Source organism: Curtobacterium sp. PhB137 (assembly GCF_003814955.1).
GTDB lineage: Bacteria > Actinomycetota > Actinomycetes > Actinomycetales > Microbacteriaceae > Curtobacterium.
Map to the genome: position 1 here is coordinate 1 of NZ_RKQO01000009.1, position 16,166 is coordinate 16,166.

General features: G+C 71.5%; 16 protein-coding genes and 1 pseudogene. 8 read left to right on the forward strand and 9 right to left on the reverse strand.

The annotated features are described in order from the left end of the window. A pseudogene (gene glpX / locus EDF28_RS19615) lies at positions 1-119 on the reverse strand (fructose-bisphosphatase class II); the annotation flags it as partial. 159 nt (positions 120-278) lie between these two features. On the opposite strand from glpX, the gene fbaA reads away from it, so the two are divergent. Together fbaA and EDF28_RS16310 are read left to right on the forward strand one after the other, a co-directional pair. Further along, positions 279-1,307 carry a class II fructose-bisphosphate aldolase gene (fbaA, locus tag EDF28_RS16305; protein WP_123294161.1) on the forward strand — a complete coding sequence of 343 codons (1,029 nt, stop codon included), beginning with the start codon at positions 279-281 and terminating at the stop codon, positions 1,305-1,307. A gap of 93 nt (positions 1,308-1,400) precedes the next feature. Next, a complete protein-coding gene (locus EDF28_RS16310; RefSeq protein ID WP_123939030.1) occupies positions 1,401-2,660 on the forward strand; it encodes a M18 family aminopeptidase in 1,260 nt (419 codons plus the stop codon). Between the two features lie 195 nt (positions 2,661-2,855). Here EDF28_RS16310 and EDF28_RS16315 read toward each other — a convergent pair whose 3' ends face one another. Continuing rightward, complete coding sequence (locus EDF28_RS16315; RefSeq protein WP_123939031.1) at positions 2,856-3,620, reverse strand: DUF6264 family protein; 765 nt, start codon at positions 3,618-3,620, stop codon at positions 2,856-2,858. Further along, entirely contained in the window at positions 3,617-4,681 is a 1,065-nt protein-coding gene (locus EDF28_RS16320; RefSeq protein ID WP_395873674.1) for a 4-hydroxy-3-methylbut-2-enyl diphosphate reductase, read from the reverse strand. Before EDF28_RS16320 ends, EDF28_RS16315 begins: the two co-directional genes overlap by 4 nt. A 125-nt stretch (positions 4,682-4,806) precedes the next feature. Between EDF28_RS16320 and xseA the strand changes: the two genes are divergently transcribed. Continuing rightward, positions 4,807-6,099, forward strand: a complete 1,293-nt coding sequence (gene xseA, locus EDF28_RS16325) for an exodeoxyribonuclease VII large subunit (RefSeq protein WP_123939032.1) — start codon at positions 4,807-4,809, stop codon at positions 6,097-6,099. A gap of 25 nt (positions 6,100-6,124) precedes the next feature. On the opposite strand, the gene EDF28_RS16330 is transcribed toward xseA, so the two are convergent. Then, the gene (locus EDF28_RS16330; RefSeq protein ID WP_123939033.1) at positions 6,125-6,880 is read right to left on the reverse strand and encodes an alpha/beta hydrolase; all 756 of its coding nucleotides are present in this window, start codon (positions 6,878-6,880) and stop codon (positions 6,125-6,127) included. 81 nt (positions 6,881-6,961) lie between these two features. Between EDF28_RS16330 and EDF28_RS16335 the strand changes: the two genes are divergently transcribed. The 4 genes from EDF28_RS16335 to EDF28_RS16350 all read left to right on the forward strand — a co-directional run bounded on the left by EDF28_RS16335 (position 6,962) and on the right by EDF28_RS16350 (position 10,095). Beyond that, positions 6,962-7,207, forward strand: a complete 246-nt coding sequence (locus tag EDF28_RS16335; protein WP_111084805.1) for an exodeoxyribonuclease VII small subunit — start codon at positions 6,962-6,964, stop codon at positions 7,205-7,207. Further along, entirely contained in the window at positions 7,204-7,839 is a 636-nt protein-coding gene (locus EDF28_RS16340) for a DUF4245 domain-containing protein (RefSeq protein ID WP_123939034.1), read from the forward strand. The genes EDF28_RS16335 and EDF28_RS16340 overlap by 4 nt, the downstream gene beginning before the upstream one ends. Before the next feature lie 76 nt (positions 7,840-7,915). Further along, a complete protein-coding gene (locus EDF28_RS16345; RefSeq protein ID WP_123939035.1) occupies positions 7,916-8,530 on the forward strand; it encodes a carbonic anhydrase in 615 nt (204 codons plus the stop codon). Between the two features lie 161 nt (positions 8,531-8,691). Further along, entirely contained in the window at positions 8,692-10,095 is a 1,404-nt protein-coding gene (locus EDF28_RS16350) for an aspartate ammonia-lyase (protein ID WP_123294166.1), read from the forward strand. 92 nt (positions 10,096-10,187) lie between these two features. Here EDF28_RS16350 and EDF28_RS16355 read toward each other — a convergent pair whose 3' ends face one another. The 3 genes from EDF28_RS16355 to EDF28_RS16365 all read right to left on the reverse strand — a co-directional run bounded on the left by EDF28_RS16355 (position 10,188) and on the right by EDF28_RS16365 (position 14,023). Continuing rightward, positions 10,188-11,549 carry a PhoH family protein gene (locus tag EDF28_RS16355; protein ID WP_185021053.1) on the reverse strand — a complete coding sequence of 454 codons (1,362 nt, stop codon included), beginning with the start codon at positions 11,547-11,549 and terminating at the stop codon, positions 10,188-10,190. A 483-nt stretch (positions 11,550-12,032) separates the two neighbouring features. After that, complete coding sequence (locus tag EDF28_RS16360) at positions 12,033-13,142, reverse strand: aminotransferase class V-fold PLP-dependent enzyme (protein WP_123939036.1); 1,110 nt, start codon at positions 13,140-13,142, stop codon at positions 12,033-12,035. A gap of 95 nt (positions 13,143-13,237) precedes the next feature. Then, a complete protein-coding gene (locus EDF28_RS16365; RefSeq protein WP_173170760.1) occupies positions 13,238-14,023 on the reverse strand; it encodes an isoprenyl transferase in 786 nt (261 codons plus the stop codon). Between the two features lie 95 nt (positions 14,024-14,118). Here EDF28_RS16365 and EDF28_RS16370 point away from each other — a divergent pair, with 95 nt between their 5' ends. Further along, positions 14,119-14,826, forward strand: coding sequence for a hemolysin III family protein (locus tag EDF28_RS16370; protein ID WP_123294746.1), 708 nt, complete (start codon positions 14,119-14,121; stop codon positions 14,824-14,826). Between the two features lie 124 nt (positions 14,827-14,950). Here the strand turns inward: EDF28_RS16370 and EDF28_RS16375 are convergent, their stop codons facing one another. Both EDF28_RS16375 and mca read right to left on the reverse strand, forming a co-directional pair. Next, the gene (locus tag EDF28_RS16375; protein ID WP_123294745.1) at positions 14,951-15,256 is read right to left on the reverse strand and encodes a hypothetical protein; all 306 of its coding nucleotides are present in this window, start codon (positions 15,254-15,256) and stop codon (positions 14,951-14,953) included. Then, positions 15,253-16,143, reverse strand: coding sequence for a mycothiol conjugate amidase Mca (mca, locus tag EDF28_RS16380; protein WP_123939037.1), 891 nt, complete (start codon positions 16,141-16,143; stop codon positions 15,253-15,255). The genes EDF28_RS16375 and mca overlap by 4 nt, the downstream gene beginning before the upstream one ends. Positions 16,144-16,166 lie beyond the last annotated feature (23 nt).

The window sequence follows — 16,166 nt, forward strand, 5'->3', positions numbered from 1 at the left end:
CCACGTCCGACCCACGGCTGCGCACGGATCGCGGCGGCCTCCGTCGCACGCACGAGCTCGAGGGCCAGGTTGCGGTCGGGCTGGAGGAACAGGGAGCCGGTTTCCGTAGAGGGAGTCACGACCCGAGCCTACCGACCGGCGGCCGACCGGCGGTCCGGACACCGGGCCCGTGCACGCATGTGCACGGCGGACGCGAGCCGACCGCGTAACCCGCACCGCGCCTCCAGAGCTTCTGACTACGATCGGCGGGGACATCACCGAAGTCGAAGGAGATCCACGTGCCCATCGCAACGCCGGAACAGTACGCCGAGATGATCGAACGCGCGAAGGCGGGCAAGTTCGCGTACCCCGCGGTCAACGTGTCCTCGTCGCAGACCATCAACGCGGTCCTCCAGGGCCTGCAGGAGTCCGGCTCGGACGGCATCCTCCAGGTCACGACGGGCGGTGCCGACTACTTCGCCGGCCAGACGATCAAGAACCGTGCCGCCGGTGCCCTCGCGATGGCGAAGTTCGCCCACGAGGTCGCGAAGAACTACGACATCACGGTCGCGCTGCACACCGACCACTGCCCGAAGGACGCCCTCGACGGCTTCGTCCTGCCGCTCATCGCAGCGAGCGAGGAAGAGGTCCGCGCCGGGCGCAACCCGATCTTCCAGTCGCACATGTGGGACGGCTCGGCCGTGCCGCTCGACGAGAACATCGAGATCGCGAAGACCATGCTCGAGAAGACGCGGAACATCAACGCGATCCTCGAGGTCGAGATCGGTGTCGTCGGCGGCGAAGAGGACGGCGTCGAGCACGAGGGCACGAACGACGCCCTGTACACGACCCCGAACGACGTCGAGAAGGTCGTCGACGCGCTCGGCCTGGGCGACAAGGGTCGCTGGATCGCCGCGCTCACCTTCGGCAACGTGCACGGCGTCTACAAGCCGGGCAACGTCAAGCTCCGCCCCGAGCTCCTCGGCGAGATCCAGGCCTCGGTCGCGGCCAAGCACGGCACCGGCGAGAACCCCCTCGACCTCGTCTTCCACGGCGGCTCCGGCTCGACCGACGACGAGATCCACGAGGCCGTCCGCAACGGCGTCATCAAGATGAACATCGACACGGACACGCAGTACGCGTTCACGCGCTCGATCGCCGACTCGATGTTCCGGAACTACGAGGGTGTCCTGAAGATCGACGGCGAGGTCGGCAACAAGAAGCAGTACGACCCCCGCGCCTGGGGCAAGGTCGCCGAGTCCGCCATGGCGGCTCGCGTGGGCGAGGCCGCGAAGGTGCTCGGCTCCGCCGGTCACACCAAGGGCTGACACCGGGAGCAACTGCCAGGAGGAACGGGGCGCGTCCGACGGACGTGCCCCGTTCTGCGTCCGGTCGACTCCACCGCATGCCACGATGGGCAGGTGACCGTCGACGCCATCGCCTCCGAGTTCGCCCAGTTCGTCACCGAGTCGCCCACCGCGTTCCACGCGGCAGCGGCCGCCCGCGACCGCCTCGTCGCAGCCGGGTTCACCGAGCTGTCCGAGCTCGACGCCTGGCCGACCGAACCCGGCGCGTACGTCGTGGTCCGCGACGGTGCGGTCATCGCGTGGCGCCTGCCGGAGGGTGCACCGGCGACGACCCCGTTCCGGATCCTCGGCGCACACACCGACTCCCCCGGGTTCCGGATCAAGCCGAACCCCGGAGTCCGCACCGGCGGGTGGGAGCAGCTGAACGTCGAGGTCTACGGCGGCGCGCTCCTGTCGACGTGGTTCGACCGCGACCTGCGCATCGCCGGCCGGGTCGTCGACGCCGACGGCAGCGTGCGGCTCGTCAGCACCGACGCGGTCGCCCGCATCCCGAACCTCGCGATCCACCTCGACCGCGGGGTGAACGACGGCAAGGAGATCGACCGCCAACGCCACACGCTGCCGATCGTCGGGGTGGACGGCGACGCCGGAGGGACCTCGGTCGTGGAGTGGTTGCGCGCTCGCCTCGGAGACGATGCCGTGTCGTGGGACCTCTTCCTCGCCGACACCCAGGCCCCCGCCCGCATCGGCATCGAGCGCGAGTTCCTGGCGTCGGGCCGGATGGACAACCTGACGAGCGTGCACGCCGGACTCCGCGGCATCGTGGACGCTCCGGCCGACGGTGACCACATCCCCGTGTTCGCGGCGTTCGACCACGAGGAGATCGGCTCCTCGACCCCGTCCGGTGCCGGTGGCCCGTTCCTCGAGGACGTCCTCGGCCGCGTGCAGGAGGGTCTCGGCGCCACCCGCTCCGAGGCCGCTCGGGCGTTCCGCGCCTCGTGGCTGCTGTCGAGCGACGCCGGGCACCTGGTGCACCCGAACCAGCCGGAGAAGCACGACCCGACGAACCGTCCGCGCCCCGGCGCCGGTCCGCTGCTGAAGATCAGCGCGAACCAGCGCTACATGACCGAGGCCAAGGGCGAGGCCGTCTGGACCGCCGCGTGCGAGACCGCCGGCGTGCCGTGGCAGCCGTTCGTCAACGTCAACACGATCCCCGGTGGCTCGACCATCGGCCCGATCGCGGCGACCCGGCTCGGGATCCCGACGATCGACATCGGCGTCGGGCTGCTGTCGATGCACTCGATCCGCGAGCTCGTGCACGTCGAGGACCTGGCGTCACTCCACGGCGCCGTCGCGGCGTTCCTGGCAGGCTGAGCCCCGCCCGGCGTCCGCGGGGCGGGGTGGTCGCGACTCCCCGCGCGCGCAGGACCGAGTGGTCACGAACTGTCGGGGGCCCCGGCGCCGGACGACACTTCGTGACCGCTCGACGGCGGGCGTGCGGCGTGTTGCGACCACTCGACGCGCGGATGCCGGCGCCGCGAGCAGCCCGGCGGTCAGGCGGTCAGGCGGTCAGGCGCCGGTCTGGCGCATCATGAACTCGACGAACTGCGGGTCCTGGAACACCACGACGACGAACGCGATGGTGCTCACGAACGTGGCCACGACCGCGCCGACGATCGGCACCCAGAACGTGCGCTTGCGTGCCCGGAGCCGGCGGATCGACCACCACGCCACGAGCGCGAAGACCACGACGTTCGTGATCGCCCCGATGATCGCGGCACCGCTCAGTGCACTCGGGTCGTTCAGCGCCGTGTACTGCGTCTCGAGGGTCCGACGCACCGTCGACGCGACGTTGGTCACCGCGAGGGACTGCACCACGGAGATGAGTCCGAAGGCGAGCAGCCCGACCGTCAGGACGAAGTCGGCGGGCGTGCGGCCGAACCGGCTCGTCGACGCGGACCGCTGCGACCCGCCCGTGGTCGGGTCGCCGGCTGCGCCGGGTCGGCCTGGAGGCACGGTACCGGTCGGCGCACCGGCACCGGACCGGTACGCGGTCGCGCCGTCCTGCCCGGCCTGGCTCGCCGCCTGCTGGCGGCGGTCGCGCTCCTGCTGCTCGCGCTCCTGACGTTCCTGTTCGACCAGGACCGGGTTGACCCATCCCTCGGGCGCGTACTCGCCGTACGCGGGGGCGGGCCGGCCGTGGACCCGGCCGCTGACGGCACCGGCGGCCGTCGTCGGGGACGTGCCCCGGGCCTCCTGGCCGGCTGCCGCCGTGTCGTCGACGTGACCCGGCTCGCGCTGCGGCACCGAGCCCCAGCCGTCCGCGCCGCTCATGCCCGACGCCCGCCGAGCGCGCGCGTCGGGTTGCCCGACGCGTCGGTGCGGAGCTCCTTGGGGAGCGAGAACATCAGGTCTTCGTGTGCGGTCACGACTTCTTCCACGGCGCCGTACCCGGCGTCGGCGAGTTGTTCGAGGACCTCGGCGACGAGCTCTTCGGGGACAGACGCGCCGCTCGTGACGCCGACGGTGGCGACGCCGTCGAGCCACTCCTGGCGGATCTCCTCCGCGTAGTCGACGCGGTGCGCGGCCTTCGCCCCGTGCTCCAGGGCGACCTCGACCAGACGGACGCTGTTCGACGAGTTCGCGGAGCCGACGACGATCACCAGGTCGGTGCCCGGGGCGACCTTCTTGATCGCGACCTGGCGGTTCTGGGTGGCGTAGCAGATGTCGTCGGACGGCGGATCCTGGATGGTCGGGTACTTCTCGCGCAGCAGGCGGACGGTCTCCATCGTCTCGTCCACGCTCAGCGTGGTCTGCGACAACCAGACGAGGTTGTCGGGATCGGGGACGTCGAGCGCGGCGACGTCGTCCGGGCCGTTGACCAGGATCGTGCGGTCGGGGGCGTGGCCCATCGTGCCCTCGACCTCTTCGTGGCCGGTGTGCCCGATCAGGATGATGGTCCGCTCGGCCTTGGCGAACCGGGTGGCCTCGCGGTGGACCTTGGTGACCAGGGGGCAGGTGGCGTCGATGGCATGCAAGTCGCGGTCGGCGGCACCGGCCACGACGGCGGGTGAGACGCCGTGGGCGCTGAAGACGACGTGCGAACCGCGCGGGACCTCGGCGACGTCGTCGACGAACACCGCACCGCGCTGCTCGAGGGTCGACACGACGTGGACGTTGTGGACGATCTGCTTGCGGACGTAGACGGGCTCGCCGTACTGCTCGAGCGCCTTCTCGACCGCCACCACCGCCCGGTCGACCCCGGCGCAGTAGCCACGGGGTGCCGCGAGCAGCACCTTCTTCGGACCGGCGACCGGCTCGTCACGCAGTCGCCCACGCGCCGCGTGCACACGCGGTGGGGCGAGCGGGACCGTGTGGCCGTTGGTGATCGTCACGTCCCCGATGATAGGTGAGCGGGACGCACGCGACCTGGGCGCGAGCGCCGTCGGTGGAGAACCCGCCGCTCGCCCGCTGTCACCGGTGTCGGGCACGATGGACGTCCAGCACGAGAAGGAGCGACATGGCGATCGAACAAGGCCCGCCGACGGCCGACAACCCGTGGCCGGTCGCGCTCCTCGGCGCGAAGCTCCGCGACTGGATCGACCGGCTCGGCACCGCGTGGATCGAGGGCGAGATCACGCAGTGGAACGTCTCCGGCGGCAACGTGTACGGCAAGCTCAAGGACGTCGAGGTCGATGCGACGGTGTCGTTCTCGATCTGGTCGAGCGTGCGGTCCCGGGTGCCGGCGGACATCAAGCAGGGCGACCGGGTCGTCGCAGCGGTCAAGCCGAACTACTGGGTCAAGGGCGGCTCGCTGACCATGCAGGTCGTCGAGATGAAGCACGTCGGCCTCGGTGACCTGCTCGAACGACTCGAACGCCTGCGCCGCACCCTCGGCGAAGAGGGGCTGTTCGACCCCGCACGCAAGAAGCGCCTGCCGTTCCTGCCGCACCGCATCGGCCTGATCACCGGTAAGGACTCCGACGCCGAGAAGGACGTCAAGCGCAACGCGCAGCTCCGGTGGCCACAGGTCGAGTTCCGCACCGTCCACACCGCCGTGCAGGGCGAGCGGACCGTGGGCGAGGTCACGGCGGCGATCCTCGACCTCGATGCCGACCCGACGGTCGACGTCATCATCATCGCCCGTGGTGGCGGCGACTTCCAGAACCTGCTCGGCTTCAGCGACGAAGGACTCGTCCGCGCAGCAGCAGCGGCGAGCACACCGATCGTGTCGGCCATCGGGCACGAGGCCGACCGTCCCATCCTCGACGAGGTCGCGGACCTCCGCGCCTCGACCCCGACCGACGCCGCCAAGCGCGTCGTGCCCGACGTCGCGGAGGAGCTCGCGAACGTCCGGCAGGCCCGCGCCCGCATCGGCCTGCGGTTGTCGCAGACGCTCGCGGTCGAGGCCGACCGGATCGCCGCCCTCCGGTCACGCCCGGCGCTCGCGTCGACGGCGTGGCTCGTCGACACCCGTGCGGAGGAAGTGGCCCGTGACCTGTCCCGGTCGCGGGAGCTGCTCGACCGTCGGCTCGAGCGGGGCCACTCGGAGGTCGGGCACCTGACCGCCAGGCTCCGCGCGCTGTCGCCGCGCGACACGCTGCGCCGCGGCTACGCGATCGTGCAGCGGGCCGACGGCGGCGTGGTGCGGTCGTCCGACGACCTCACCGGGCAGACGCCGGTGCACGTCACGCTCGGCGCGGGGACGGCGACCGGAACGCTCGAGCCGGACGGGCCGGGTCCGGACGGGTCGGGCTCGGCCGGGTCGGGTCAGGACGGGTCAGGTTCGACCAGCTCGGGTCCGGACGCCTGACGCGTCGGGATTGCCGACGGCCTGGTCACCAGCCACGGTCGCGCAGCCAGGTCGTCGCCAGCGTGCTCCACGCCTCGGCCGGCCCGAGGCCCGCGGCGAGCCCGATGCCGTGCACCCCGCGCTCGAACACGTGCAGGTCGAACGGCACCCCGTGCCGCGCCAGCGCGTGTGCGTAGGACAGCGAGTGCGTCACCGGCACGTGCTCGTCCTCGGCCGTGTGCCACAGGAAGGTCGGCGGGGTCCGGTCGTCGACGAGCAGGTCCGCGTCCACCGCGGACCGCTCGCGGACGCTCGCGCCCGGTCCGAGCAGGTTGTCGGCGCTGCCGACGTGCGGGTGGTCCGTCATCGACGTCACCGGGTAGCAGAGCACCGTCAGGTCGGGTCGGTCGTCGACGTCCGACACGGCGCGCTCGGCCGGCGTCGGTGCGTTCGACACGAGGGCCGCCAGGTGCCCGCCTGCCGACGAACCGATCACGACGATCCGCGGATCGGACGGGAGGCCCGCCCAGCGTCCGGCACGCAGGTCACGGACGAGCGCTCGGGTCGCCACCACGGCGTCCGGGTGGCGGTGCGGGGCGAGCGGGTACGCGAACACGACCGCGTCGATGCCGATCCCGTTCAGCCAGCGGGCGTACCCCTCCCCCTCGTGCGGGGCGTGCATGCCGTACCCACCCCCGGGCAGGACGACCGCGAGCGAGGGACGGCCCGGCAGCCCGTCGCGCTCAGCGCTCGGTCCGTCCGGTGCCGGGTACCAGTCCACGCCCTCGGGGAGATCTGTCATGGCGCGACCCTACCGGCCGGTGTTCTCCCCAGGCGCAGCGGGCACGTCGGTCAGTCGGTGGACCCTCGGTAGGATCGAGTCGTGCCATCCCAGCAGGAACCCGAGCAGACCGACGTCCAGTCGCTGAGCTACGAAGCAGCCCGCGACGAACTCGTGCGCGTCGTGAGCGAGCTCGAACAGGGCTCCGCGACCCTCGAGCGCTCGCTGTCGCTCTGGGAGCGCGGCGAGGCCCTGGCCGCCCGCTGCGAAGAGTGGCTCGTCGGCGCTCGTGCCCGGCTCGACGCGGCCCGCGCGGCCAGCAGCGCCGAGGACGGCTCCGCCCGATGACCGACGCGAACGGTCGTCCGATCGTCGCCGAGCTCGGCCGACCCGAGACGGCAGAGGAGACCTGGGCACGCAAGGACGCTGCGCGGACCGCTCGCCGCCAGCACCAGACGGCATTCAACCTCGTGATCGCGCTCATCGCGTCGCTCGGCATCGTGCTGTTCCTCGTCGCCGTGGTCGTGCGGCCGAACACCACGGTCGACCGCACCGTCGACTACCAGCAGATCGCGGCCGATGCCCACGTCGGCGACATCACCCTCGCCGCCCCCGACCTGCCGAGCGGCTTCACGTCGAACCGGGCCGACTTCTCCGACAAGACCCCGGACGACGTCGACGTCTGGACCGTCGGGTTCGTCACCCCGGACAAGCAGTACCTCAGCCTGCAGCAGGGCGTGGACGCCAACGGCTCGTGGGTGTCGAACCAGCTCGACCAGCGACCGTCGACCGGCACCCGCGTCATCGACGGCACGAAGTGGACCGTGTACGACCGACGGGCCGAGGGCTCGGACGCCGGCAACCACGCGTACTCGCTCGTGTCCACGTTCGGCACCAACACGATCGTGCTCTCCGGCACCGCCGACGACTCGTCGTACCGCACCGTGGCCACGGCCGTGACCAAGCAGTTCTCCCAGTAGCGACCGCCGGACGAATCCTGCCGGACACCCCGCAGCCCGACCACTCGACCTGATCCGACCCGATCCGAGGAGCCCCATGCCCGACCGCGCCGCCTCCACCCCGTCCGACGCCCTGCGCCTGCTCGTCGACGGCAACGCCCGCTTCGCCGCCGACAAGCGCCGCATGGGCCGCACGGACCCCGACCGCCGCACCGAGCTCCAGGGGTCGCAGGCGCCGTTCGCGACCGTCCTCGGCTGCTCCGACTCGCGTGTGCCGTTCGAGCACGTGTTCGACGCGGGCATCGGTGACCTCTTCGCCATCCGCAACGCCGGCCAGATCGTCGACGACGTCGTGCTCGGGTCGATCGAGTTCGCGGTCGTCGCACTCGGCACCCCGCTCGTCGTCGTCCTGCGCCACACCCGGTGCGGTGCCGTCGCCGCCGCCCGCTCGGGTGAGCCGGTCCCCGCGCCGCACCTGCAGGCCCTGGTCGACGCCATCGCCCCGAGCGTCGAGAAGGTCCGCGCCACCGACGCCGAGCTCCCGCAGGAAGCGATCGGCGCCACCCACCTCGAGGCCACGCTCCGCCAGGTGCTCGAGCGTTCCGGTGCCGTCTCCGACGCGATCGCCGAGGGCCGGCTGGCCGTCGTCGGCGCGACCTACGACCTCGGCACGGGCGAGGTCACGATCGACACGGTGGTCGGCAACGCCTGACGGCCCCTCGGCGCCGCACCCGCACGTCCCACATCCGTCGCACCGGTACAGTCGAACGAGACGCCCGGCGCCGGTTCCGTGACCCACGGGGACCTCGTGCGCCGGCGCAGTCCCCCGACGCGACCGCGTCCGGCGAGCACCCCAGGAAGGACCACGACGACGTGACCGACACCACCGAGACCGAGTTCCGCATCGAGCACGACACCATGGGCGAGGTGCGGGTGCCGAAGTCGGCGTTGTACCGCGCCCAGACCCAGCGCGCGGTCGAGAACTTCCCCATCTCGGGCACCGGGCTCGAGTCGGCCCAGATCGTGGCGCTCGCCCGCATCAAGCGCGCTGCGGCCATCGTGAACGGCGAGCTCGGCATCGTCGAGCCCGCCGTCGCCGACGCCATCGCGGGCGCGGCGGACCTGATCATCGGTGGGCAGCACCACGACCAGTTCCCCGTCGACGTGTACCAGACCGGCAGCGGCACCTCGTCGAACATGAACATGAACGAGGTCCTGGCCACGCTGGCGTCGGACATCGGCGGCACCGCGGTGCACCCGAACGACCACGTCAACGCCTCGCAGTCGTCGAACGACGTGTTCCCGACCTCGGTGCACGTCGCCGTGACCGAAGCCCTGCTGCGCTCGCTCGTCCCGGCGCTCGAGCACCTCGCCGAGTCGCTCGAGGCCAAAGCCACGTTGTGGGCCGACGCCGTGAAGTCCGGCCGCACGCACCTGATGGACGCCACCCCGGTCACCCTCGGCCAGGAGTTCGGTGGCTACGCACGCCAGATCCGCCTGGGCATCGAGCGGGTCACCGCGACGCTCCCCCGCGTCGCCGAGGTCCCGCTCGGCGGCACCGCCGTCGGCACCGGCATCAACACCCCGAAGGGCTTCCCGCAGCGGGTGATCGCCCAGCTCGCGAGCGACACCGACCTGCCGATCACCGAGGCCGTCGACCACTTCGAGGCCCAGGGCGCGCGCGACGCCCTGGTCGAGGCCTCCGGGGCGCTCAAGGTGCTCGCGGTCAGCCTGACGAAGATCAACAACGACCTGCGCTGGATGGGGTCGGGCCCGAACACCGGGCTCGGCGAACTGCACATCCCCGACCTGCAGCCGGGCTCGTCGATCATGCCCGGCAAGGTCAACCCGGTGATCCCCGAGGCCACCCTGATGGTGGGCGCGCGGGTCATCGGCAACGACGCCACCATCGCCTGGGCGGGTGCGTCCGGTGCGTTCGAGCTCAACGTCGCGATCCCCGTGATGGGGACGGCGCTGCTCGAGTCGATCCGTCTGCTGGCGAACAGCTCGCGGGTGCTGGCCGACAAGACCATCGACGGGCTGCAGGCGAACCTCGAGCGGGCCCGGGCGTTCGCCGAGTCGTCGCCGTCGATCGTCACCCCGCTCAACCGGGTCATCGGCTACGAGGCCGCGGCGAAGGTCGCGAAGTACGCCGTCGCCGAGGGCATCACCGTCCGCCAGGCCGTCGTGGCGCTCGGCCACGTCGAGCGTGGCGAGGTCACCGAGGAGCAGCTCGACGCGGCACTGGACGTCCTGTCCATGACCCACCCGAACTGAGCTCCTGCCGCGGGCAAGTCTCGCGGTGAGCGACAGTTCTCGCGCCGGTGCGCGCGAGAACTGTCGCTCAGGCCGAGTCTCGGCCGACGGACCTAGACCAGGTCGGGCGAGTCCAGTAGGTCCGTCACGAGGGCGGCGATCGCGGAGCGCTCCGACCGGGTCAGCGTGACGTGGGCGAACAGCGGGTGGCCCTTGAGCCGCTCGATGACGCTCGCGATGCCGTCGTGCCGTCCGACCCGCAGGTTGTCGCGCTGCGCGACGTCGTGGGTGAGCACCACGCGGGAGTTCTGCCCGATGCGGGAGAGCATGGTGAGCAGCACGTTCCGTTCGAGCGACTGTGCCTCGTCGACGATCACGAACGCGTCGTGCAGGGACCGACCGCGGATGTGTGTGAGGGGCAACACCTCGATCAAGCCGCGCTCGATCACCTCGTCGAGGACGTTGTCGGACACCACCGACCCGAGGGTGTCGTAGACCGCCTGCGCCCACGGGTTCATCTTCTCGCCGGCGTCACCGGGCAGGAACCCGAGGTCCTGGCCACCCACGGCGTACAGCGGCCGGAACACCATGATCTTCTTGTGCTGCTGCCGCTCGAGCACTGCTTCGAGCCCGGCGCACAGGGCCAACGCTGACTTGCCCGTGCCGGCGCTGCCGCCCAGGGACACGATGCCGATCTCGGAGTCGAGCAGGGCGTCGATCGCGAGCCGCTGCTCGGCGGACCGGCCGCGCAGCCCGAAGACCTCGCGGTCGCCACGGACCAGGGCGACGGAACCGGCGGTGTGCACGCGACCGAGGGCCGAACCGCGCTCGGAGTGGATGACGACACCGGTGTTGACCGGCACGCCGTCGAGCTGGACGGAGCGGATCTCCTCCTTCTCGTACAGGTCGGCCATCTGCTCGCCGGACACCTGCAGGTCGGCGATGCCGGTGTAGCCGGAGTCGACCGCGAGCTCGGCGCGGTACTCCTCCGCCGCCATGCCGATCGACGACGCCTTGACGCGCAGGGGCAGGTCCTTCGACACGACGACCACGTCGAGCCCGTCGTTCTGCAGGTTCGAGGCGACGGCGAGGATGCGGGAGTCGTTGTCGCCGAGCTGCAGCCCGGACGGCAGGACGGACTGGTTGGAGTGGTTCAGCTCGACGCGGAAGGAACCGCCGTCACCGAGCGCGATCGGGAAGTCGAGCCGTTCGTGTTCGATGCGCATCTCGTCCAGCAGCCGCAGGGCCTGCCGTGCGAAGTACCCGATCTCCGGGTCGTTGCGCTTCGACTCGAGTTCGCTGACGACCACCACGGGCAGGACCACCGCGTGCTCGGCGAAGCGGAACAACGCCCGCGGATCGCTGAGGAGTACCGATGTGTCGAGCACGTACGTGCGCTGGGCGACCGACGTGGACGAGTCCGCGGTGGGCTGGTGCTGGGTTCCGCGAGAGACGTTCTGAGAGGTCACGACCACTCCATCCCCGGGCCGCGAGCAGCCCGGTCCATGTCCTCGAACGCGGCCGTGGAGCGGGTCCCGAAGCACCGACTGTGGCCGCTTCGATCGGGCGCGGTGCCCGATGGGGACAACGTACGTCCGCCCTCCGACACCCCGCCAGCGACACGCGGTTTCCGGCGTTACGGTCACGTGAACAACGTGACACCGGCAGTCGACCGGTCACGAGCTGTCGGCTGCGGCCGTGCCGTCCGACAGACGGTGACCAGTCGGCGGACGTGCGCGGTGCGTCGTGACCGCTCGCGGGTGGCCGACAGGAGGCCCGTGGCGGCCGGGCACCGCGCCTCCAGGCCGCCCGTTGGTCGCGACTCGTCGCGCGGACGGCGTCGAGTGGTCACCAACTGTCGGCTGCGACCGCGCGAGCCGACAGTTCGCGACCACTCGACAGAGGGGAGGCCCGTGGCGGCGCCGCCCCGCGCCTCCCGTCCGCCTGGCGGGCGCGCGCTACTGCAGCGTGGCGTACGAGACGCAGGCGTCCCGGAACATGTCGAGCGTCTCGTCCGTCGTCGAGGCGAACACCGACACCCGCGCGACGCCGAGCCGCGTCGTCGCGGTCACGCCGTGGTTGTGCAGCGCCGCGGACAGCGCGGTCAGGCGCCCCTCGGCCGGCCGCAGCACGACGATGCCGGCGCGCTCGCGCGGGTCACGGCTGGACTCGACCTCGAGCCCGAACTCGTCCGCGATCGCGAACACGCGCTCGACGCGCTCGGTGACGCGCTCCTGCACGGCGGCGACACCGACGGCGGTCAGCCGGTCCAGCGACACCGCGAGGCGGGCCTGCGCGATGGGGTCGATGCGCGTCATCTGGTACCCGGCGGCACCCGGGTGCACGGCGGGGACGTCCACGGGCCAGCCGGTGGTGCCGTGCGGGCCGGACAGCGCCGGACGCAGGCGGTTCAGGGCGCGGTCGCTGAAGGCGGTGAAGCCCGTGCCCCAGCCGGCGTGCAGCCACTTCTGGCCGCCGGTCGCGACGACGTCCGCGATCTCGTAGGGGGCGTCGACGACCCCGAAGCCCTGGATCGCGTCGAGGATCAGCAGGCGGTCGCCGATGACCTCGCGGATGCCGGCGAGGTCGGCCAGGTAGCCGGTTCGCCAGTCGACCAGCGACACCGCCACGGCCGTCACGTCGTCGGTCAGGCGCTCCTGGACGAGCGAGGGCGTCATCCACCCGGCACCGGACTCGATGACGACGGGCTGGACGCGGCCGCCGGTCGCCGAGGCGGCACTCGCCAGCGCGAGCGGCAGCGAGGGGTACTCGTCGGCCGACACCAGCACGCCGCCGGTCAGGCCGAAGGCCGTGTGCAGCAGGCCGGGCGTCGTCGCGGTCTGCGAGACGACCTGGTCCTCGCGGCGACCGACCAAGCGGGCGGCGACCGTGCGGACGCGGGCGTCCTGCTCGTCGAGGGTCTCCATCGCGCCGAAGCGCATGTGCGCCTGGATCGTGCCGAGCACGCGCTGCTCCTCGAGCACGGCGGTCTGCACGGGGCCGAACGCAGCGTGGTCGAGGTAGCCGGGGTCCTCGGAGAAGCCGGCGGCGTACTCGTCGATGTTCACAGGTGCAACCTTCCGCGGGACGAAAACCCTGTGAGTCTACTGGGATCACTGAACGTCAGCGAACCCAGGCCGATCCGCGCAGTAGCGAGGAAGCGTCAGCCGCCGAAGCGTCGCGACCGCAGCCCGAAGTCGCGGACAGCGCGCAGGAAGTCGACCTCGCGCAGGTCGGGGTAGAGCGCCTCGACGAAGTAGAACTCGCTGTGCGCGCTCTGCCACAGCATGAAGTCGGACAGCCGCTGCTCGCCCGAGGTCCGGATCACCAGGTCGGGGTCGGGCTGTCCCTGCGTGTACAGGTGGTCGCCGATGAGCTCCGGCGTAAGGACCTCGGCCAGGGTGTCGATCGTGCCGCCACCCGCGCCGTGCGACTCCACGATGCTGCGCATGGCGTCGGCGATCTCGCGGCGCCCGCCGTACCCGACGGCCAGGTTGATGTGGAGTCCGGTCCGGCCGGCGGTGCGCTCCTCGGCCTGCGCGAGCGCGGACACGAGCGAGTCGGGCAGGCCCTCGTTCGACCCGACGTGCTGCACGCGCCAGTCCGTGGTGTCGGCGAGCACCCCGGCCAGGTCGCCGATGATGCCGACGAGCTCGCTGAGTTCCGCTCCGGCACGTCCGGTCAGGTTGTCGGCGGAGAGCAGGTAGAGCGTCACGACCTCGATGCCGAGCTCGTCGCACCAGGTCAGGAACTCCGGGATCTTCGCGGCGCCGGCGCGGTGGCCGTGCGCGGCGGACTCGAGCCCGAGCTGCTTCGCCCACCGACGGTTGCCGTCGACGATCATGGCGACGTGCTTCGGCTTCGCGCTGCCCTCGATCTGGCGGCGGATGCGGCTCTGGTAGGCGCGGTAGAGGATCCCTCGTCCTGCCCATCCCACCCTGCCGGTCACGCACCGAGCGTAGTGCACCGTCGGTCGGAGCGTCCCGAGTGCGGCTCCCCCAGAACTCGTGGCATCCGTTCGGGCACGGGGCTTACAGTCGGCACATGCAGGACGAGCACGAGACCGCCACCCTCCCCCACGTCCCGTTCACCGAAGAGGCCGCGACGACCACGGAGGACACCCGCCCCGCCTGGCGCGGGTGGATCCACCTCGGCGCGTTCCCGTTCGCCATCGCGATGGGCATCGTCCTCATCGCCCTGGCCGACAGCACCGCGGCGAAGGTCGGCAGCGCGGTGTTCATGGCCACGTCGCTGGCCATGTTCGGGGTCTCCGCGACGTACCACCGGTTCCCGTGGGGGCCGACCGTCAAGGCGGTGCTCAAGCGCATCGACCACACGAACATCCTGCTGCTCATCGCTGGCACCTACACGCCGATCGCGATCTGCGCCCTGCCGCACACCCTGATGGTGGTCGTGCTCTGGGTGATGTGGTCCGGCGCCGCCCTCGGCATCGCCTTCCGGGTGCTGTGGATCAACGCGCCCCGGTGGCTGTACGTGCCGATCTACCTGGTGCTCGGCTGCGCGGCGCTCGGGCTGCTGCCGCAGTTCTTCGCGGCGAGCGTCCCGATGACCGTGCTCATCCTGTCCGGCGGTGTCGCGTACATCATCGGCGCGCTCGTCTACGGCTTCAAGCGGCCGAACCCGGTGCCCACCCAGTTCGGCTTCCACGAGGTGTTCCACGCCCTGACGGTCGTGGCCTTCGGCGCGCAGTGGGTCGGCGTGCTCATCGTCGCCCTGGACCCGGTGCGCTGACGGTCGCACGTTCCTTCCCAGAACGCGCGCGATGCCTGGTCGTTCCGGGCGTACTCACCCGGAACTTTCGACCAGGTACGCCCGATCCGCCCAGGTACGCCCGGTTCCGGCCGGCGCTAGCGGGTCAACCGCGCTCGGTGTCGTCCCCGACGTCGGCTCGGCCGTCCTCGGCCGCACGCCGCTCCGACTCGTCCGTCGCCGGACCGTCGACCGCGGTGCCGTTCGCTTCCGCCTCGAGACGCTCGCGGATCTCCGACCGGTAGCGCGTCCGCCGGATGCGCCGGGTCATGTCCACGACCAGGACGATCGTCGCGATCGCCACCAGCGCGATGGCGATGAACCCGACGACACCGGGGGTGACGTTCACGTCCGGCACGACGCTGGGGCTGGGACTGGGGGTGGCGGCGAGTGCCGCCGCGATGGAGCTCACGGGGTCGGTTCCTTGTCGGCAGGGATCCCGGCGAACAGATCGGTCTCCGGGAGCTCGGTCGGCACGCGGGCCTCCACGAGCTGGTAGTCCTCGGTCGGCCACACCGTGGCCAGGAGGTCGTTCGGCCAGTAGAAGAACGCACTGTCCGGTGCCACCTGGCTGGCGTGGGCACGGAGCGCGGCGTCGCGCTGGTCGAAGTACTCGTGCACGTCGACGTGCGTGGTCGCGAGGTCGGGCCGGTCGGCGAACCGCTCCACCCACTCGCGCAGCTGCTCGATCGCGGGGCTGTCCGGGTCGCGGTCCTGCAGCGCCTCGAAGATCGTGCGGAAGCGGCGCGGGTTCATCGTGCGCTCGTAGTAGAGCTTCGCGATCGACCACGGTTCGCCGGCCGCGGGGTACGCAGCGGGGTCGGCCGCGGCTGCCCACGCGGCGACGGACACCTCGTGCGTGCGGATGTGGTCGGGGTGCGGGTAGCCGCCGTTCTCGTCGTAGGTGATGAGCACGTGCGGACGGAACCGGCGGATCACCCGGACGAGCGCCTCGGTGCTGTACTCGAGCGGCACGGTCGAGAACGTGCCGGGTCGGACGGTCTCGCCCTTCTCGGCGTCGGGCAGTCCGGAGTCGTGGTAGCCGAGCCACAGGTGGTCGATGCCGAGGGCTGCCTGCGCGGCGGCCATCTCACCACGGCGGTACCCGGCCATGTCGCGGTGCGCACGGCTCGTCGCGGGCTCGCCGAGCTGGTCGTTGAGGATGTCGCCGGCCTCGCCCCCGGTGCAGGAGACGACCAGCACCTCGTGCCCCTCGGCCACGTACTTCGCCGCGGTCGCCGCCCCCTTGCTCGACTCGTCGTCGGGGTGGGCGTGGACGGCCAGCAAGCGGTACGGCACGGGACTTCCTCACGTGGGTGAGC

Bases quoted from the DNA above. Each gene is read 5' to 3' on its own strand.
- EDF28_RS16315 (WP_123939031.1), bottom strand. From the start codon at position 3,620: ATGAGCGGCGCGGACGGCTGGGGCTCGGTGCCGCAGCGCGAGCCGGGT.
- xseA (WP_123939032.1), top strand. From the start codon at position 4,807: ATGGCGATCGAACAAGGCCCGCCGACGGCCGACAACCCGTGGCCGGTC.
- EDF28_RS16330 (WP_123939033.1), bottom strand. From the start codon at position 6,880: ATGACAGATCTCCCCGAGGGCGTGGACTGGTACCCGGCACCGGACGGA.
- EDF28_RS16340 (WP_123939034.1), top strand. From the start codon at position 7,204: ATGACCGACGCGAACGGTCGTCCGATCGTCGCCGAGCTCGGCCGACCC.
- EDF28_RS16345 (WP_123939035.1), top strand. From the start codon at position 7,916: ATGCCCGACCGCGCCGCCTCCACCCCGTCCGACGCCCTGCGCCTGCTC.
- EDF28_RS16370 (WP_123294746.1), top strand. From the start codon at position 14,119: ATGCAGGACGAGCACGAGACCGCCACCCTCCCCCACGTCCCGTTCACC.